This is a genomic window from Bacillus sp. GW823-FHT06B01, assembly GCF_058952315.1.
Genome location: NZ_JBXAHR010000002.1, coordinates 1,119,190 through 1,138,534 on the forward strand (window position 1 = coordinate 1,119,190; position 19,345 = coordinate 1,138,534).

Here is a 19,345-nt window from a genome sequence, read left to right on the forward strand (position 1 = left end):
GATTTCGGGGTATTGATGTGAAAAAGTATGTAAAATAAACTTTTAGAAAATAATTGAAAAATCATGATACAAAACCATTGATTACCTTAGGGGGGTATGGTAAGATGTAATTGTGATTAACAAACAATGAAGAAACAAGAGGAGGGTTTTAAATGGAACAGTTAACATTAAAAGTTGAAGGTATGTCTTGTGGACATTGTGTAAATTCTATTGAAAGCAGTGTGAAAGAACTAAACGGTGTTGAACAAGTGAAGGTTCAATTAGCAGAAGGAACTGTTGAAGTTACTATCGACTCGTCTGCTGTAACACTAAAAGATATCGTTGCTGTAATTGAAGATCAAGGATACGATGTTCAATAATTATTTTTAGATATGGAAATAAATCGTACTTTATAGGAAGTACGATTTATTTTGTTAATAATTATACCTTATGAGGGTATATAGAGGTGAGAGACATGAATGAACAGAAAGAGGCTAATCTTCAAATATCAGGAATGACATGTGCGGCATGTGCGAATAGAATTGAAAAAGGTCTGAAAAAAGTAGAAGGTGTTCATGATGCAAATGTAAATTTTGCACTTGAAAAAACAAAAATAATGTATGATCCCCAAAAAACAAATCCGCAACAGTTTAAGGAAAAAGTTGAATCGTTAGGATATGGAATTGTAAGTGATAAAGCTGAGTTTACTGTTTCAGGGATGACATGCGCAGCATGTGCGAATAGAGTAGAAAAGCGTTTAAATAAGTTAGAAGGTGTGAACGGAGCGACAGTAAATTTCGCTTTGGAATCAGCTACAGTAGATTTTAACCCTGATGAAATTAATGTAAATGAAATGAAGAGTGCAATTACGAAATTAGGATATAAATTGGAAGTGAAATCAGATGAGCAAGATGGATCAACTGATCATCGCTTACAAGAAATTGAGCGACAAAAGAAGAAATTTATCATTTCATTTATTTTATCATTCCCGTTACTGTGGGCAATGGTAAGTCATTTCTCATTTACATCGTTTATTTATTTACCTGATATGCTTATGAACCCTTGGGTGCAGCTAGCTCTTGCAACTCCAGTTCAGTTTATCATTGGTGGGCAGTTTTATGTTGGAGCTTATAAAGCGTTACGTAATAAAAGCGCCAATATGGATGTTCTCGTGGCACTTGGAACGTCGGCAGCGTATTTTTACAGTGTGTATTTAAGTATTAGGTCGATTGGTTCTTCGGAACATATGACAGACTTGTATTTTGAAACGAGTGCAGTACTTATTACATTAATTATTTTAGGTAAATTATTTGAGGCGAAAGCAAAGGGACGCTCGTCAGAAGCAATTAAAAAATTAATGGGATTACAGGCGAAAACAGCTACTGTTCTACGAGACGGAACAGAAATGAAAATTTTAATCGAAGAAGTAGTAGCTGGTGATATCGTTTATGTAAAACCTGGTGAAAAAATCCCGGTAGATGGAGAAATCGTAGAAGGAAAGTCAGCAATAGATGAATCGATGTTAACAGGTGAGAGTATTCCAGTTGATAAAACAATTGGGGATGTAGTAATCGGTTCTACAATGAATAAAAATGGATTTTTAAAAGTGAAAGCAACTAAGGTAGGAAGAGATACTGCATTAGCTCAAATTATTAAAGTAGTAGAAGAGGCGCAAGGGTCAAAAGCTCCTATTCAAAGAGTAGCTGATCAAATTTCAGGTATTTTCGTACCCGTTGTAGTTGTGATTGCTATTATCACATTTGCAGTGTGGATACTATTTGTTACACCTGGTGATTTTGGCGGAGCACTTGAGAAAATGATAGCCGTACTTGTTATCGCTTGTCCATGTGCATTAGGTCTTGCGACACCTACATCTATCATGGCTGGATCAGGAAGATCAGCTGAGTATGGTATTTTATTTAAAGGTGGAGAGCATTTAGAAGCAACGCACCGATTAGATACAGTTATTCTAGATAAAACAGGTACTGTGACAAACGGGAAGCCTGTTTTAACAGATGTAATTGTAGCAGATGGATTCCATGAAGAAGAAATACTACGTTTAGTCGGTGCGGCAGAAAAAAATTCTGAACATCCACTTGCAGAAGCGATTGTAGAAGGAATTAAAGAAAAGAAAATTGATATCCCAAGTTCAGAAACGTTTGAAGCGATTCCAGGATTCGGTATCGAATCAGTTGTAGAAGGGAAACAATTATTAATTGGTACACGTCGATTAATGAAGAAATTCGATATTGATATTGAAGAAGTTTCTAAATCGATGGAAGAGCTAGAACGAGAAGGAAAAACAGCAATGCTTATTGCGATCAATAAAGAATATGCTGGTATAGTGGCCGTTGCAGATACTGTAAAAGATACTTCAAAAGCAGCTATCGCAAGACTTAAGAAAATGGGTCTAGACGTTGTTATGATTACAGGAGATAACACACAAACTGCTCAGGCAATCGCTAAGCAAGTTGGTATTGATCACGTAATTGCAGAAGTATTACCAGAAGGAAAAGCAGAAGAAGTGAAAAAACTCCAAGCACAAGGTAAGAAAGTAGCAATGGTTGGAGATGGAATAAATGATGCTCCTGCTCTTGCTACGGCGGATATCGGTATGGCAATTGGAACAGGAACGGATGTAGCGATGGAAGCGGCAGATATTACGTTAATCCGTGGGGATTTAAATAGTATTGCTGATGCAATCTTTATGAGTAAGATGACGATAAGAAATATTAAGCAAAATTTATTCTGGGCACTAGCTTATAACGGATTAGGAATCCCGATTGCGGCGTTCGGTTTCTTAGCACCTTGGGTTGCAGGAGCGGCTATGGCATTTAGTTCTGTATCCGTTGTATTAAATGCATTACGATTACAAAGAGTGAAATTAAAAAAATAAAAATCTAGAGAGTAATTGCATATGCTTATAAACAAAAAACAATACTTTGAAATAAGTATTGTTTTTTGTTTATATAGAAAGAAAAAAGATATAATAAAGCAGAAATATTGAATACTAGATGGTAGACAAGTTAAATGATAGTGTAGTAAGGAGGTTCATATATGTTAAAAGATACGATCATTAGAATATTACACAATAGGGATTTAGAACAAGTATTACAGTTGTTCTATGAAACAGTTCATACAATTAACGCAAAAGATTATAACGTGTTACAGCTACAGGTATGGGCACCAGATCAACTAGATAGGGAAAGTTGGTTACAGTCTTTAGAGAAGAATATTAGTTATGTAGCGGATCATAACGGTATGATAGTGGGATTTGGGGATTATAATGATGATCATTACGTAGATCGCTTATTTACGCATAAAGATTATCAAGGGAAAAGGATAGCCTCATACATACTAAAGAAGCTAGAAAAAGAAGCAGTGAACTTGGGGCATAGGGAGATTTATACAGAAGCAAGTATTACAGCAAAACCTTTCTTTGAAAGTAAAGGCTTTATTTGCATAAAGGAACAAAAGAAACAGCATAATGGTCAGATTTTTATTAATTATGTAATGAAAAAAATAGCCCTCTCGTAAACGAGAAGGCTATTTTTTCATTATTTTACAGCTTCTTTAAGTTCTTTACCAGCTTTGAAAGCAGGTACTTTAGAAGCTGCGATTTGCATTTCTTCACCAGTTTGTGGGTTACGGCCTGTACGAGCAGCTCTTTCGCGTACTTCGAATGTACCGAATCCGATAAGTTGTACTTTTTCACCAGCAGCTAAAGTGTTAGTGATTGATTCTACTACAGTTTGTACAACTACAGTAGCTTCTTTTTGAGAAATCTCAGCATTTTGTGCTACGTTTTTAATTAATTCTGTTTTGTTCATGTTTTTCACCTCATATGTAAATAATGCTATTTAAGTTGTTATTATAACGTATAAAACATTCGAGAACAAGTGTACGCACATATATTCGTAAAAAAAATGAAATTTGTAATATTTTTTAGAGCCACTGTATAGACTTTCAATTTAAGCGGATAAAGATTTTTTCTTTGATGCAGTTTGCTCTTTATTGGAAGGGAGTTTCTTATTATAGGATATGAAATAAGGTAATGCTACAAATAACATACCTCCTACTAAGTTTCCGAAGAAAACAAAAATGAAGTTTGGAAAATATTCAATCCAAGTTAAATGACCGGCAAAAATTGCAGCTGGGATGACAAACATATTGGCTACAACGTGTTGAAATCCAATCGCAACAAAAGTCATAACTGGGAACCAAATACCGATAATCTTCCCGATAAATTCTTTACTTCCCATACTGAGCCAAACAGCTAAACAAACGAGCCAATTACATCCGATTGCAGAAATGAAGGCTTGTAGTGGTGTATCTTGTAGTTTAGCTTGCGCAATAGAAACTGTTTTCGCTAAAAAAGCTCCCTCTGTTAATCCGACGATATGACCGAAAAAATAAGCAACGAATGCAGCACCTATGAAGTTGCTAAACGTAACAATAACTAAATTTCGAATGAAGTGAAATAATTCGATTTTTTTGTGAAGCCACGCCATCGAAACGGTCATCATATTGCCAGTTACTAACTCACCGCCTGCAAGAATAACGAGTATAAGACCGATAGGGAATACAGCGGCACCTAGAAAGCTAGTAAATGATCCCCAAGACTTTGGCATTGTTCCAATAACATGAATATCGAGTAAATACCCTAATGCTATGAAAGCACCACCAAAAAAACCGAGAATTAGCATAGGGAGTAATGATAAATGAGCTTTTTTTCTTCCGGAATTCGCAGCAAGTTCCGTAATTTCTTCTGGTGTAAATACAGACATGAATAATCTCTCCTTAATAAAATGATAGAATGAATAGAAGGAACATTTTTAAGAATCTATGTATTATAAAAATATGTTATGACTTCTGTATAAATTTGTCAAAGTGAATGAGGATAGAATTGGATATAGCTAACATTGTTCATGTTGTCACATTAATGTAACAATAAGGCTTTAAAGTACTTCTAGAGGTGAGAACATGAATACGAATCATGTAAAAAAAGAACCAAAAAAATCAATCGTCAAGATATGTATAATCAGTTTCATAAGTATAGTAATGATTTCAATAAGTTTGTATTTCTATGCGACAGAAATAGAACGAAAACTAGTAACAGTTACGTGGAATGAAATAGAAGCTTCTACAATTCCTAAAGAGTTTAATAACAAAAAGATATTACAATTCTCAGATGTGCATTTAGGGCCAGAATTTACATTGAAACAACTAGAAAATTTGGTAGAGAAGATGAATACGTTACATCCAGATATAGTAGTTTTTACAGGGGATTTAATAGATAAGTTTGGATCGTATAAGGCAGAAAGAGAAGAAGCGAAAAGTATTTTACAGAAAATACATGCGCCCTTAGGGAAATATGCAGTGTTTGGGAATCATGATAGGGGCGGGGGAGGTAGTTTATTTTATAAAAAGTATATGGAGGAAGCTGGTTTCTCTGTGTTAGTAAATGAAGTGCATAAAATTAATGCGGAAAATGGCAAATATATTACAATATCAGGTTTGGATGATTTTTTATTAGGGAAGCCGCAAATAGACGCGACTTTAAAACAAATAAGGCAACAAGATTTTAATATGCTCTTAGTACATGAGCCGGATGTTGTAGACAAAGTAGCTCGTTACCCAGTTGATTTTCAAATGTCAGGACATAGTCACGGAGGACAAGTTCAAATTCCTTTTATAGGTCCATTAATTACTACAAAATTAGCTGAGAGTCATGTTGAAGGTATGTATGAATTAGAAGGGAAGAATAAGCCGTTACATTTATACGTAAATCGTGGTATTGGGACAACCCGAATGCCTGTTAGATTTTGGAGTGTACCTGAACTTTCAGTATTTGTGCTAAAACAAAATAGCAACTAGACTATTTTGAGTAGTAACAGGACTTTCAGAGAAAGTTCTCTTTTTTTATTGGGTAAATACAGAATGTTATGTGATTTTTATTTAAAGTGTTAAAAAGGAAAGGGGAATTTCTATGGTAGAAACATGGCATAAAGAATTGGAAAGTTTATATAACGAAATGGTTTCGTGGCAAATTACTTTTAAGTATTGTAAATAGTTATGTAGAGATGGAAAAGAATCTTTTCATCATGTAGAAGTGAAAAAGTAATTTACATAAAAAAAACAACAATAGGCTATGTAACCTATTGTTGTTTTTTATTATTTTTGCAAGGGAATAGCATCAAAATATGTTCTATAGTTATTAGAAAATTCAAAGTTGTTTTTCGCATCCCAATTAATAGACCAAGACATTAGGCCGCGGAATGCAGGGTAGCCACTCTGATTTGAAAGTTTATACTTTCCTCCGAAAGGAATTCCTTTAATGATATAATCTAAAGCTTTTTTCATTTCAGTTGGAGAAATATATCCGCCACTTGGAGCGGCCGCTGGTGCTGCAGGAAGTCCAATCATGACTTGATCTGAACGAAGAGCTGGGAAAATGTTAGTTGCATTACCACCTACAGGAAAACCATGTAAGAGCATATCTGCCATAGCGACTTCGTAGTCTGCAGTGCCTTGATTGTAGTTATTACCGTCCATTCCAATCCCGCTACCAGCGTTGTAGTGTTGAACGTGAATGTATGTTAGTTTGTCTTTTACTCCGTAAATAATCGGTAAATAAGCACCCCAGATGCTTCCGTATGCGCTATAACCACCTTGAACATAAGCTGTTTCAGGAGCCATGCTTAATAGAAAATCTGGACCGTAATGATCTGAGAGTGTTCGAATAGCTGAGATAAGATTTACGATTTGAGGAGTAGTTGGGTTTTTAAAATTAGTGTCATTTCCGTTTAAGTAAATACCTGATTCAAGGTCAATATCTATTCCATCAAAACCGTATTTATCGATCAGAGATTGTAGGGAATTAATAAAACGTTGCTTAGCCGCATTGTCAGGAAGTAAAACGACCCCATTTTGTCCACCTATTGAAAGAACTATTTTCTTACCTTTACTTTTTAAATAAGAAATATCTGATTTAAACTCTGCATCTGTACCATACACAGGAGAAAATTCAACAGTGGAACGATCACCACCAGTTTCACCGAAAGATACATTGATTACATCCCATTTTGGTGAAACGTCCCTTAATTTAATAATGCCAGTACCGTTATCGAAGTTATGCCAGTATCCAACGAGTAATTTTGATCCTAAATTGTTTGCAGCTTGTGCTTGGAAGGGAGCTAGCGGTAGCAGTAAGAAAATTACTAAAGTACAACAAATAAATTTGAACTTGTTTAACATATCAACACTCCTATACAAAAAGTTGTCTAGATGTATAATCTTGTTTATTTCATTATATCTGAAAATTCTAACTTTTGTAAGGTGACTATAATTTTCTCAACAATTGTGTATGGGAAATTATTAAACCTAATGTAATAATTTTTGGAGGAGGTCGAATTACGATTGTTAAATTCAGAATATTTTGATATATTTTAAAGTATAGGACAAGATTTTTCGCATAATACTCTTACATAAATTTCAAAATTAAGTTTGGAAGGGGATGTACAAGAGTTGGATAAAAATCTCAAGAAAGACCTCAAAATACGCCACATTACAATGATTTCCATTGGTGGCGTAATAGGAGCTGGTTTGTTTGTTGGAAGCGGTGCGGTTGTGCATTCAGCAGGGCCAGGTTCTATCGTTTCATATGCATTAGCAGGACTTCTAGTTATTTTCGTTATGAGAATGCTAGGGGAAATGGCAGCTATTAACCCGACAAGTGGTTCATTTGCAACATATGCAAGAGAAGCAATTGGTCCATGGGCGGGTTATACAATTGGGTGGCTATATTGGTTTTTCTGGGTAATAGTTATTGCGATAGAAGCTACAGCAGGTGCTGGTATTATTCAATATTGGATTCCAGAAATCCCGCTCTGGTTATTAAGCTTACTATTAACGATTTTATTAACATTGACGAATGTTTTTTCGGTGAAATCATTTGGAGAGTTTGAATATTGGTTTTCATTTATTAAAGTAATAAGTATTGTTTTGTTCCTTTGTCTTGGACTCGCTGTTATTTTAGGATTTGTACCAGGAACGGAAGCACCTGGCACTTCGAATTTAGTAGAGCAAGGAGGATTTATGCCAAATGGTATAAGTTCGGTGCTACTTGGAATTACCGTCGTTATATTTTCATTTATGGGATCAGAGATTGTCGCAGTAGCCGCTGGAGAGTCTGCCGAACCTGTAAAAGCAGTAAAAACAGCAACAAATAGTGTAATTTGGCGTATTCTCGTATTTTTCATTGGATCGATCGCTGTAGTTGTTACACTCCTTCCGTGGAATTCAGCGAACATACTAAAAAGCCCGTTTGTGGCGGTGCTGGAACATATAGGGATACCAGCGGCAGCACAAATTATGAACTTTATCGTTTTAACAGCTGTACTTTCTTGTTTAAATTCGGGTTTATATACGAACTCAAGAATGCTTTTTTCAATGGCAGAAAGAGGAGACGCGCCAAAGGCATTTTTGAAATTGAATAGTAGTGGTGTTCCAGTTCGGGCGGTTTTATTTGGAACTTTCTTTGCTTACATTGGAGTTGTTTTTAGTTACATATCTCCAGATAAAGTATTTTTATTTTTAGTGAATGCATCTGGCGGGATTGCGTTACTCGTTTATCTCGTTATAGCAGTTTCACATTTCAAGATACGTAAAAAAATGGGGAAAGCGGAACAACAAAATTTGAAAGTGAAAATGTGGCTTTTTCCATATGTAACATATGTTACAATTACTGCGATTATAGCAGTTTTAGTTGCCATGCTTGCAATTGAATCTTTACGTTCACAAGCGCTTTTAACAATGCTTGTTACTGTTCTTATAATAATTTCTTATTTTATTTTTAATAGAAATAAAAATAGTACATTGTTGAATCCTAAAAGCAAAAATGAGGAATCTGTTCGATTCTAATTTCTTGTTTTAGAAGAGAGTTACACCCAATCATTGCTATAAAAGAATCATATATAATCATAGAAACAAGTAATTACTATTGTCATAGTGGATATAAACTTTTTTCTTGACTTTTTATATGAAGGCGAGCAAAATGGTAAAAAAGGAAGGGGGGGATGACGATGGAAGAGTACGTACTTGAGCTGTATAACTTGTTATATACGACAGAATGGCAAGATATTGTTTCATTTCTAGGAATAATGTTTTGTATGAAAATTGTAATTGTATATATGGAAGAGCAAGGTATGTTCTATTCCTTCTCATCTCCGTTCGATGTGCAGCGCGAGCCGTTGCCAAACTATGCCAAGGTAAATTACGAACAGTTTCCTTTTGTGATTTTCTTTATGATTCGATTTATAACAGCAATTGTAAAGAAAAAGGAAAGTGACGATGAAGAGTGCCATTCAACTTGTAATATAGCGACTGCTTTTTAAGCTAAATACAAGGAGGAGATTTATATGTGGTTTCGATTTCTTATGATTGGTTTCTTTTCATTAACAGCAATTTCTTTAATGGGATATCAAGTGTCTGAAATTTATCAAGCATATAGCAATACGTTTTTTAACAAAAACTAATTACATTGCTATTTAAATAATAAAGCGATAAAATCCTTCTTAAGAAGTTTTATTAAGAAGGATTTTTTTCTTTGCGCTGTCTTACTGTGTCAAACTATTGTCACATTTACACTGTGAATAATATGTTAAAATAGTGAGGTTACGTATACATATTTGAAGGAAGAGGAGTGACCATTTTGGTGGATCAATCAACTAATCAGAAAAGCTATGCTCCTATTGTGATAACGCTTTCTGTAATTGTAAATGCGATTATTTTATTTTTGTTCTTTGGACCTGTTGGCTATGAAGGAGAAGTACATTTTGATGTAACAATTTTACCAATGTTAAATGCAATTTTTAATAGCTTTACGTTCGTATTCTTATTAGCAGCTTTATACTCTATTATTAAGAAGAATGTGAAAATGCACCGTGGTTTCATCCTAGCAGCATTTACAACGACGTTGCTATTTTGTGTTTCTTATTTATCGTATCATTACTTGGCGCCAGCAACACATTTTGGCGGAGAAGGATTCATTAAATATGTGTATTTCATCATTTTAATTACACATATTATCCTGGCAGCAATTATTGTACCACTTGCATTGTTTGCACTTGTATTTGGTTTTACAAATCAATTAACACGTCATCGTAAAATTGTACGTTGGACGATGCCAATTTGGTTATATGTAAGTTTATCTGGTGTTATTGTTTACTTAATGATCTCACCTTATTATCAATAAAAAATCTCAGCCTTTAGGCTGGGATTTTTTTTGTTAGGCAAATATTTTTGTGAAATGAAAAAAATATGGTATACAAAAGTATAGTTGCTTTTCATATAGAAGGGATGGTAAAGGGATATGCAAAATTTTGTATTTCGTAATCCAACGAAACTTATTTTCGGTAAAGGTCAATTAGAACAGTTAAAAACTGAAATTCCACAGTTCGGTAAAAAAGTTCTTCTCGTATACGGGGGAGGCAGCATTAAAAGAAACGGTATTTATGATAATGTAATTTCTATTTTAAAAGATATAAATGCGGAAATATTTGAATTGACAGGTGTTGAACCGAATCCTCGTGTATCAACTGTAAAGAAAGGGATTCAAATTTGTAAAGATAATGGTGTCGAATTCATATTAGCGGTTGGCGGAGGAAGTGTAATCGACTGTACGAAAGCAATTGCTGCTGGTAGCAAATATGATGGAGATGTATGGGATATTGTAACGAAAAAAGCATTTGCTAGTGAGGCGTTACCATTTGGTACGGTACTTACGCTTGCGGCAACAGGATCTGAAATGAATGCTGGTTCTGTAATTACAAACTGGGAAACGAATGAAAAATATGGCTGGGGTAGCCCAGTTACTTTCCCGCAGTTTTCGATTTTAGATCCTGTTCATACTGCGTCTGTGCCGAGGGATCAAACAATTTACGGTATGGTAGATATTATGTCACATGTATTAGAGCAATATTTCCATCATGGAACAAATACAGAATTACAAGATCGTTATTGTGAATCTGTTTTAAAAACAGTAATTGAAACTGCTCCTAAGCTTTTAAGTGATTTAGAAAATTATGAGCATAGAGAAACTATTTTATATTGCGGTACTATGGCGTTAAACGGTATTTTAGCGATGGGAGTAAAAGGAGATTGGGCGACTCATAATATTGAACATGCAGTTTCTGCGGTTCATGATATACCACACGGGGGTGGCCTTGCGATTTTATTCCCGAACTGGATGAAGCGTGTTGTAGATGAAAATGTAAGTCACTTTAAACAGTTCGCTATTCGCGTATTCGATGTAGAAACAGATGAAAAGACTGATCGAGAAATTGCGTTAGAAGGAATTGAGGCGTTACGTCAATTTTGGACTTCAATTGAGGCACCAGTAACGTTAGCGGATTACGGTATTGGGGAAAATGAAATTGATTTAATGGCTGATAAAGCGATGGCTTATGGTGAATTTGGTAACTTTAAAAAATTAAATAAAGACGATGTTTTAAGTATATATAAAGCTTCTTTATAAGTGAATAGAGTAAAGAAACCCATCTGATATAACAATCAAATGGGTTTCTTTTTTGTTGTTTATAACTGTTTGTGACTGATGTTGGTTGTTTATGAATGTTTATGGTTGATTTTTGTGATCGTTTTCATTATACTGTAATCAAAGAAGAGGTGAATAAGATGTTAACTCCTGAACGTCATCAAATGATATTGCAACTTGTAAAAGAGCAGAAGGTTGTTAAATTACAGCAATTAGTGGAAAGAACAGAAAGCTCTGAATCAACAATTCGTCGTGATTTAGCGCAATTGGAAAAGCAAAGGTTATTAAAAAGAGTTCATGGTGGTGCTGCTGTTTTAACAGGAAAAGGACAAGAGCCAACGATGGTTGAAAAATCATCCAAAAACATTCAAATAAAACAACAAATTGCGAAGTATGCGGCTAGCATTGTTGAACAAGGTGATTGCATTTATTTAGATGCAGGAAGTACAACATTTGAAATGATTCCATTTTTAATAAATAAAGATGTTACTGTCGTTACGAATGGACTTATGCATATTGAAGCTTTAGTTGAAAATAATATTCGTGCGTATTTACTAGGCGGAATGATGAAAAGCAGGACGAAAGCTTTAATTGGTGCTATGGCACAGGAAAGCATGCAGAAGTACCGTTTTGATAAATGTTTCTTAGGAGCGAATGGTGTGCATGAACAGCTTGGTTTTACAACTCCAGATCCAGAAGAGGCACTTTTAAAACAAATGGCGTTAACATTAGCAAACGAAGGATATTTCTTAATTGATGAAAGTAAGTTTTCAGAAGTTGCGTTTGCGAAAATTGCCAATGTTGAAGAAGCAAATATTATTACAAACTATTTAGAAATTGATTTAGAAAAATATAAAAGACAAACCAATGTAATTGAGGCTGATAAACAATGATCTATACAGTTACTTTAAACCCATCTATTGATTATGTAGTACAAGTTAATTCCTTCGATTTAGGAGCAGTAAATCGAGCAGAGAAAGATATGAAATTTCCTGGAGGGAAAGGCATTAACGTTTCTCGTATTCTTCATCGTTTAGGTGTTGAAAATGTAGCGCTTGGATTTACTGGTGGATTTACCGGTCGATTTATTAAAGATGTATTACAGGCGGAAGGTGTAACAACAAACTTCGTCCAAGTAGACGGTGATTCCCGGATTAATGTGAAAATAAAAGGGCAAGAAGAGACAGAATTAAATGGGCAAGGTCCTAATGTGACAAATGAACAATTTGAACAATTAATGAAACAAATTGAAAGTATGAGGCAGGGAGATTGTGTTGTACTAGCTGGAAGTGTACCGGCGTCTATCTCAACTACTTTTTATGAATCAATCGCAGCGCTCGGAGCTGAGAAAGGTATTCGCGTAGTAGTTGATGCAAGTGGAAGTGCGCTGCAGCATGTAATTAAAAATAAACCATTTTTACTAAAGCCTAATCATCATGAACTTGGTGAGTTATTCGGAGTAGAGATTTCAACAGTAGAAGATGTTTTACCGTTTGGAAGAAAATTAGTTGAACAAGGTGTAGAGCACGTTATCGTATCAATGGCTGGAGATGGGGCTTTATTATTTACGGCAGAAGGTATATATGAAGCAACTGTTCCAAAAGGTGTTGTAATTAATTCGGTTGGGGCCGGAGATTCTCTCGTTGCAGGATTTGTAGGTAAATATGAACAGACAAAAGATATTGAAAAGGCATTTCAATATGGCGTTGCAACAGGGAGTGCAACGGCATTTTCAGCTGATTTATGTGAAAAGGAAAAAGTAGAAGAATTATTGTCGCAAGTAATTGTAACTAAGCGATAGGGGGAAACAACATATGAAAATTACAGAACTATTAAAAAGGGATACAGTTATTATGAACTTGACAGCTTCAAATAAAGAAGCTGTCATAGATGAATTAGTTGAGAAATTAGACGGAGCAAATCGTTTAAATAGTAAAGCTGAATTTAAAGAAGCTATTTTAAAGCGGGAATCACAAAGTACGACAGGAATAGGAGAAGGGATTGCAATACCTCATGCGAAAACAAAAGCTGTTAAGCAACCAGCGATTTGTTTTGGTAGAAGTGTAAGCGGTATCAACTATGAATCGCTTGACGGACAGCCAGCGCATTTATTCTTTATGATTGCTGCGAGCGAAGGGGCGAATAATACTCATTTAGAAACGTTATCGCGCCTATCTACATTATTAATGGATGAAGGATTTCGTAAGCAATTGTTAGAAGCAAAGGATGAAGAGGAACTTCTTCGTTTATTTGATGAAAAAGAGAATGAAAAAGAAGAAGAAGACATTGAAGTTGCAAAACCAGAAGGAAATGAACCATACGTACTAGCAGTTACGGCTTGCCCAACTGGAATCGCTCACACCTATATGGCAGCGGATAGCTTGAAAGCAAAAGCAGCAGAGCTAGGAATAGCGATTAAAGTTGAAACGAACGGATCCACAGGTATAAAAAACGGTTTAACGAAAGAGGACATTGAACGCGCAACGGCTATAATTGTTGCGGCAGATAAACAAGTAGAAATGAACCGTTTTGCTGGGAAACATGTCATTCAAGTGCCAGTCGCTGATGGGATTAGAAAAACGGAAGCGCTTCTTAATCGAGCTGTAAAACAAGATACGCCAATCTTTAAAGGAATAAAGGAAGATGGGAAGACAGAAAGTACAGAGAAAGAAAAAGGATTAGGAATTTATAAGCACTTAATGAGTGGCGTAAGTAATATGCTTCCATTCGTTGTTGGTGGAGGAATTTTAATTGCACTAGCATTTTGGATTGGTGGCATAAAAGCAGAAGGACCATTGGCTGAATTGTTAATGTCTATTGGTGGAGGCAAAACAGGTGCGTTTTTATTCCTCGTACCAATTTTAGCTGGATTTATTGCGAGTTCTATTGCTGATCGTCCAGGATTTATGCCTGGTGTTGTCGGTGGATTTTTAGCAGCACATGCGAATGCTGGATTTTTAGGGGGATTAATTGCTGGTTTCTTAGCTGGGTATGTTGTTTTAGGATTGAAAAGATTATTTTCAGGATTACCAGCACAGTTAGAAGGAATTAAACCTGTATTGTTATATCCGGTCTTTGGATTGTTAATTACAGGAGTTGTTATGCAAAAAGTAGTAATTCCGCCTGTAGTGGCATTGAATGAAATGTTAACAGGATGGTTAAATGGTTTGAACGGTACAAATGCTATATTACTAGGTCTTATATTAGGTGGTATGATGGCAATTGATATGGGTGGTCCAATTAATAAAGCTGCATTTACATTTGGTATTGCTGCAATAGAAGCGCAGAACTTTGGCGTACACTCTGCTGTTATGGCCGGTGGTATGGTACCACCATTAGCGATTGCATTCGCAACTACTTTCTTTAAATCAAAATTTACTGAAGCAGAGCGTAAATCTGGTTTAACAAATTATATTATGGGAGCATCGTTTATTACAGAAGGTGCGATTCCATTTGCAGCTGCAGATCCAATTCGAGTAATAGTAAGTTGTGTTGTTGGTTCAAGTATTGCGGGTGCATTATCTATGTTATTCCAAATTACATTACCAGCACCGCATGGTGGATTGTTTGTTATCGCATTAGTAAATAAACCGGTGCTATATATTTTCTCGATATTCATAGGGACAGTTATTTCAGCTCTTATGATGGGGATTTGGAAAAAGAAAGTTAAATAACACATGAAAAAGGAGTAGCTTTTATTAGCTGCTCTTTTTTTATTAAAAAAAGGAGATTAATAATTGGAGAATGATGAATTTTGGTAAAAGATGTAATGAAATATGGTTTTTTTGTAACAAAAAAGTAATACTGTAATTTTTTTTGGGAAAAAATTCTGGGCTAGTATGTGGGAAATATATGAAAACTACGGGGAATTCTATTAGAAATGGAATTCATTAATATGGAAATTTATGTTACAACTCATTAATCGTGTATTACGAATGGTTTGTAATTGTGTGATTTCTAAAAATCCTAAAAATCTGTTGCTATAATGAAAATACGAAAACAAAGCAAATGGAGGCTATTCATGAAAAAATTATTAGGTATAGCAACGGCGGCAGTTTTTGGTCTTGGGATTTTTGCAGGTTCTGCGAAAGCAGAAACGATTGTAACAACAGACGTATTAAATGTTAGAGAAAACCCAACTGTAGAGTCAAAGCTTGTAGGTAAAATGTTAAGTGGAAATAAATTAGATGTTATAAATACAGAAAACGGATGGGCAAAAATTAAATTAAATGGTAAAGAAGCGTTTGTAAGTGCTGAATTTACAAAAAGTACATATTATGTAACGCCGGGCGTGTTAAATGTTCGTGCTGGAGCGAATACTGATTCTGAAATTCTTGGTAAACTGAATAAAGATGATGTAATTGAAACGACAAATCAAGTTCAAAATGAATGGTTACAATTTGACTATAATGGAAAAATGGGATATGTTCACATGCCATTTTTAACAGGGACGGCACCTGTAATTGAAAAGAAAGAAGTTGTAACGCAAGAAGAGGCGCCAGTAAGAGTAAATACGCCAGTTAAAAATAATAAAGTAGTTAAGAGCAAAGAGTCTGTTAAAAATGTAGAATCAAGTAAACCTGTGGCAAAACAGCAGTCAACTACGAAACAAGTTACGAAATCTACTGAAACAAGTGCACCTGCTGGTGGACGTGAAATAACAGTAGAAGCGACAGCGTATACAGCGCATCCAAGTGAGAATGGTACGTATGGTGGTCGTGTATTAACTGCAATGGGGCATGATTTAACAGCAAATCCGAATATGAAAGTAATTGCTGTTGATCCTAAAGTAATTCCGCTTGGATCAAAAGTATGGGTAGAAGGATATGGAGAAGCGATTGCTGGAGATACTGGCGGTGCGATTAAAGGGAATCGTATTGATGTATTAGTCGGTTCAGATGGTAGTGCCGATAGCTGGGGGCGCAAATCTGTAAAAGTGAAAGTTATAGAGTAGTGTATATGTATTAATATAAAAGGCGGTTGCTTGAAAGTGTGTAGGCAACCGCTTTTTATGGATTATTGAAAAGGATAAATAGTTTTACCTGTAATAATTTTATATGCACTGCAAAATTGATTTTGCATATACTCTGTATTTTTATTTTCTGGATGTAATGTTGTTTCTTGGAGAGTAGAATGAAAAGAACGTAGCAAACAATTTAAGGCGAAATATAATTCTTCTTGTGAACAATTTTGTTCTTTTGTAGCAGTAGCTAAAATAAGGTCTTTTGTTAAAGATGAAAAATTGATGGTGGATTGTTTCATAGTCAACTCATCCTCTCGAAGGTACTTTTAATCATGTATATGCGGAATTGGACAAACTATGTTCTTTTTTATTTATAATTTCATGTACCGAAATGAAAGAACTTGCAATCATGCCGTTAAAATTGGTAAGATTGGATATAATCAATAGATGGAGTACATTACATAAAGAGAGTTGAATGATATGGGAGAAGTGCAACGTGAAAAAGTTGCTGTCATCATTGGACCAACTGCTGTTGGAAAGACGAAGTTAAGTATTGATCTTGCCAAAGCGTTGAATGGTGAAATTATAAGTGGAGATTCCATGCAGATTTATCGTACGATGGATATTGGAACTGCAAAGGTGACAAAAGAAGAGATGGATGGAATTCCGCATTATATGGTCGATATAAAAAATCCGGAAGACTCATTTTCTGTTGCCGAATTTCAAGAGCGTGTTCGTAAGCATATTCGAGAGATTACAGAGCGTGGTAAATTGCCAATTATCGTTGGTGGAACTGGTCTGTATATACAATCTGTTTTATTCGATTATCAGTTTACGGATGATGCTGGCGATACAATATACCGAGAACAAATGGAAAAGTTAGCATTAGAACGTGGTGTGGAATATGTACATAAGAAATTACAAGAAGTAGACCCAGAAAGTGCTGAGCGTATTCATGCAAATAATGTACGTCGTGTCATTAGAGCGTTAGAAATTTTCCACACGACGGGTGAAAAAATGAGTGATCAACTTGAAAAACAAGAAAACGAGTTATTATACGATGTTTCCTTGATTGGCTTGACAATGGATCGAGAAATGCTATACGATCGCATTAACTTACGAGTTGATATAATGATGGACCAAGGGTTATTAGAAGAAGTAGAAGGATTGTATAATAGAGGGATACGAGATTGTCAATCTATTCAAGCGATTGGATATAAAGAGATATATGATTATTTTGAGGATCGTGTCTCTTTAGAAGAAGCGGTATCACAATTAAAGACGAATTCACGTCGTTATGCAAAGCGTCAATTAACGTGGTTCCGTAATAAGATGGATGTCATGTGGTTTGATGTTACAGGCGGTGAAAAAACGTCAGAAATTTTACGATACATAGAAGGAAAGTTACAACTAAAGTCGAATAATAGTAAGTAGAGAAAAAGAGGAGGATTCGACATGAAGCAATCAATCAATATTCAAGATCAGTTTTTAAATCAACTCCGTAAAGAAAATACGTTTGTTACGCTGTACTTATTAAATGGTTTCCAGCTTCGTGGATTAATTAAAGGATTTGACAATTTTACAGTCCTACTGGAAACAGAAGGTAAGCAACAGCTTATTTATAAACATGCAATTTCTACATTTGTACCACAAAAAAATGTTTCAATTGAATTAGAGTAGTAATGAATTATTGTACATAACAAAAAAAGAGCGAATTTCTCGCTCTTTTTTTATTTGCCATAAACGATACATAGTGAAATTTAAGCGATTCTAAATACAGTAAGGCGAATGTTAGTGTTTCCTGTTTCAGGAATTGTAATTTCGCTAAGGGTAGGTTTCACGGAAATGTTTGCGCCGGCAGCTAATGTTTCGATCGTAGTGAATGAAAGTGAGTCGCCTATTAAATTTGAAGAGAAGTTGTCAGTTGCGACTGCTCCATTTATTGAAATTCCTACTCCAAGTGGGGCGCATCCTGGTGCAGTTGTAGAGATGGATACGCTAATGACATAAATACCAGCGTTGATAACAGTAACTGTATCTGTGCCATTGAAGATAATGTTGTTTATGTTAATTGCAGTATTAAAAATGAAGTTGTTAAATTGGAGTACTGTTTGTTGAATGTTGTTTGTAACAACAATTGTTGCTACAGGGAAGCTAGGTCCAGTAGGCCCGGTTGGTCCAGTAGGTCCACCAGAAGGTCCAGAAGGTCCAGTAGGTCCAGTAGCTCCTATACCAGTGGCGCCAGTAGCACCTGTTGGTCCTTGAACGCCTTGAGGTCCAGTGGCACCCGTGTTACCTTGAGCACCTTGAGGACCAGTAGCACCCGTGTTACCTTGGGCCCCTTGAGGTCCAGTAGCACCCGTGTTACCTTGGGCCCCTTGAGGTCCAGTAGCACCCGTGTTACCTTGAACACCTTGAGGTCCAGTAGCACCCGTGTTACCTTGAACGCCTTGAGGACCAGTAGCACCCGTGTTACCTTGGGCCCCTTGAGGTCCAGTGGCACCCGTGTTACCTTGAACGCCTTGAGGTCCAGTAGCACCTGTGTTACCTTGAACGCCTTGAGGTCCAGTGGCACCCGTGTTACCTTGAGCGCCTTGAGGTCCAGTGGCACCAGTAGCGCCCGTGTTACCTTGAACACCTTGAGGTCCGGTAGCACCCGTGTTACCTTGGGCCCCTTGAGGTCCAGTAGCACCCGTGTTACCTTGAGCGCCTTGAGGTCCGGTAGCACCCGTGTTACCTTGAACGCCTTGAGGACCAGTAGCACCAGTAGCGCCTGTGTTACCTTGAACGCCTTGAGGTCCAGTGGCACCCGTGTTACCTTGAGCGCCTTGAGGTCCAGTGGCACCAGT

General features: G+C 36.0%; 19 protein-coding genes and 1 pseudogene. 15 read left to right on the top strand and 5 right to left on the bottom strand.

Features of this window, described 5'->3' with window-relative positions; genetic code table 11:
* The first annotated feature begins 152 nt into the window (after window positions 1–152).
* From copZ to AC1Q8N_RS12900, 3 genes are all read left to right on the top strand, one after another.
* Window positions 153–359 (top strand): copper chaperone CopZ, encoded by a 207-nt coding sequence (gene copZ, locus AC1Q8N_RS12890; RefSeq protein ID WP_002014669.1) that lies wholly within the window; start codon window positions 153–155, stop codon window positions 357–359.
* Window positions 360–454: 95 nt separating this feature from the next.
* A complete protein-coding gene (locus AC1Q8N_RS12895) occupies window positions 455–2,875 on the top strand; it encodes a heavy metal translocating P-type ATPase (protein WP_493521197.1) in 2,421 nt (806 codons plus the stop codon).
* Between the two features lie 161 nt (window positions 2,876–3,036).
* Complete coding sequence (locus AC1Q8N_RS12900) at window positions 3,037–3,516, top strand: GNAT family N-acetyltransferase (protein WP_098079172.1); 480 nt, start codon at window positions 3,037–3,039, stop codon at window positions 3,514–3,516.
* Between the two features lie 20 nt (window positions 3,517–3,536).
* Here AC1Q8N_RS12900 and AC1Q8N_RS12905 read toward each other — a convergent pair whose 3' ends face one another.
* Both AC1Q8N_RS12905 and AC1Q8N_RS12910 read right to left on the bottom strand, forming a co-directional pair.
* A complete protein-coding gene (locus AC1Q8N_RS12905; protein WP_001043904.1) occupies window positions 3,537–3,809 on the bottom strand; it encodes an HU family DNA-binding protein in 273 nt (90 codons plus the stop codon).
* A gap of 141 nt (window positions 3,810–3,950) precedes the next feature.
* Window positions 3,951–4,766: a formate/nitrite transporter family protein gene (locus tag AC1Q8N_RS12910; RefSeq protein ID WP_098079175.1), complete on the bottom strand. Its 816-nt coding sequence runs from the start codon at window positions 4,764–4,766 to the stop codon at window positions 3,951–3,953.
* A gap of 196 nt (window positions 4,767–4,962) precedes the next feature.
* On the opposite strand from AC1Q8N_RS12910, the gene AC1Q8N_RS12915 reads away from it, so the two are divergent.
* The gene (locus tag AC1Q8N_RS12915) at window positions 4,963–5,856 is read left to right on the top strand and encodes a metallophosphoesterase (RefSeq protein WP_098079178.1); all 894 of its coding nucleotides are present in this window, start codon (window positions 4,963–4,965) and stop codon (window positions 5,854–5,856) included.
* Between the two features lie 167 nt (window positions 5,857–6,023).
* Window positions 6,024–6,103: pseudogene (locus AC1Q8N_RS12920) on the top strand (N-acyl-L-amino acid amidohydrolase); the annotation flags it as partial.
* 50 nt (window positions 6,104–6,153) lie between these two features.
* Here the strand turns inward: AC1Q8N_RS12920 and AC1Q8N_RS12925 are convergent.
* Complete coding sequence (locus AC1Q8N_RS12925) at window positions 6,154–7,236, bottom strand: chitinase (protein WP_098079181.1); 1,083 nt, start codon at window positions 7,234–7,236, stop codon at window positions 6,154–6,156.
* A 270-nt stretch (window positions 7,237–7,506) separates the two neighbouring features.
* Between AC1Q8N_RS12925 and gabP the strand changes: the two genes are divergently transcribed.
* The 8 genes from gabP to entD all read left to right on the top strand — a co-directional run bounded on the left by gabP (window position 7,507) and on the right by entD (window position 16,487).
* Window positions 7,507–8,901, top strand: a complete 1,395-nt coding sequence (gene gabP / locus AC1Q8N_RS12930; protein ID WP_098079184.1) for a GABA permease — start codon at window positions 7,507–7,509, stop codon at window positions 8,899–8,901.
* 161 nt (window positions 8,902–9,062) lie between these two features.
* Complete coding sequence (locus AC1Q8N_RS12935; RefSeq protein WP_000393474.1) at window positions 9,063–9,374, top strand: hypothetical protein; 312 nt, start codon at window positions 9,063–9,065, stop codon at window positions 9,372–9,374.
* A 317-nt stretch (window positions 9,375–9,691) separates the two neighbouring features.
* The gene (locus tag AC1Q8N_RS12940) at window positions 9,692–10,234 is read left to right on the top strand and encodes a DUF420 domain-containing protein (protein ID WP_000228316.1); all 543 of its coding nucleotides are present in this window, start codon (window positions 9,692–9,694) and stop codon (window positions 10,232–10,234) included.
* A gap of 117 nt (window positions 10,235–10,351) precedes the next feature.
* A complete protein-coding gene (locus AC1Q8N_RS12945; RefSeq protein WP_431097619.1) occupies window positions 10,352–11,515 on the top strand; it encodes an iron-containing alcohol dehydrogenase in 1,164 nt (387 codons plus the stop codon).
* A 158-nt stretch (window positions 11,516–11,673) separates the two neighbouring features.
* The gene (locus tag AC1Q8N_RS12950) at window positions 11,674–12,426 is read left to right on the top strand and encodes a DeoR/GlpR family DNA-binding transcription regulator (RefSeq protein ID WP_000957278.1); all 753 of its coding nucleotides are present in this window, start codon (window positions 11,674–11,676) and stop codon (window positions 12,424–12,426) included.
* Window positions 12,423–13,334, top strand: a complete 912-nt coding sequence (gene pfkB / locus AC1Q8N_RS12955) for a 1-phosphofructokinase (protein ID WP_098048809.1) — start codon at window positions 12,423–12,425, stop codon at window positions 13,332–13,334. Before AC1Q8N_RS12950 ends, pfkB begins: the two co-directional genes overlap by 4 nt.
* Before the next feature lie 13 nt (window positions 13,335–13,347).
* Window positions 13,348–15,207, top strand: a complete 1,860-nt coding sequence (locus AC1Q8N_RS12960; protein ID WP_098048808.1) for a PTS fructose transporter subunit IIABC — start codon at window positions 13,348–13,350, stop codon at window positions 15,205–15,207.
* 347 nt (window positions 15,208–15,554) lie between these two features.
* A complete protein-coding gene (gene entD, locus AC1Q8N_RS12965; RefSeq protein ID WP_098642736.1) occupies window positions 15,555–16,487 on the top strand; it encodes a cell wall-binding protein EntD in 933 nt (310 codons plus the stop codon).
* Window positions 16,488–16,549: 62 nt separating this feature from the next.
* On the opposite strand, the gene AC1Q8N_RS12970 is transcribed toward entD, so the two are convergent.
* A complete protein-coding gene (locus AC1Q8N_RS12970; RefSeq protein WP_098079194.1) occupies window positions 16,550–16,795 on the bottom strand; it encodes a hypothetical protein in 246 nt (81 codons plus the stop codon).
* Between the two features lie 181 nt (window positions 16,796–16,976).
* On the opposite strand from AC1Q8N_RS12970, the gene miaA reads away from it, so the two are divergent.
* On the top strand, window positions 16,977–17,930 hold the full coding sequence (gene miaA / locus AC1Q8N_RS12975; RefSeq protein WP_098079197.1) for a tRNA (adenosine(37)-N6)-dimethylallyltransferase MiaA: 954 nt from the start codon (window positions 16,977–16,979) through the stop codon (window positions 17,928–17,930).
* Window positions 17,931–17,951: 21 nt separating this feature from the next.
* Window positions 17,952–18,176, top strand: a complete 225-nt coding sequence (gene hfq / locus AC1Q8N_RS12980) for an RNA chaperone Hfq (RefSeq protein ID WP_000813896.1) — start codon at window positions 17,952–17,954, stop codon at window positions 18,174–18,176.
* A gap of 80 nt (window positions 18,177–18,256) precedes the next feature.
* Here the strand turns inward: hfq and AC1Q8N_RS12985 are convergent.
* On the bottom strand, window positions 18,257–19,345 hold a 1,089-nt coding region (locus tag AC1Q8N_RS12985), incomplete at its 5' end, for a Gly-Xaa-Xaa repeat protein (RefSeq protein WP_493521198.1).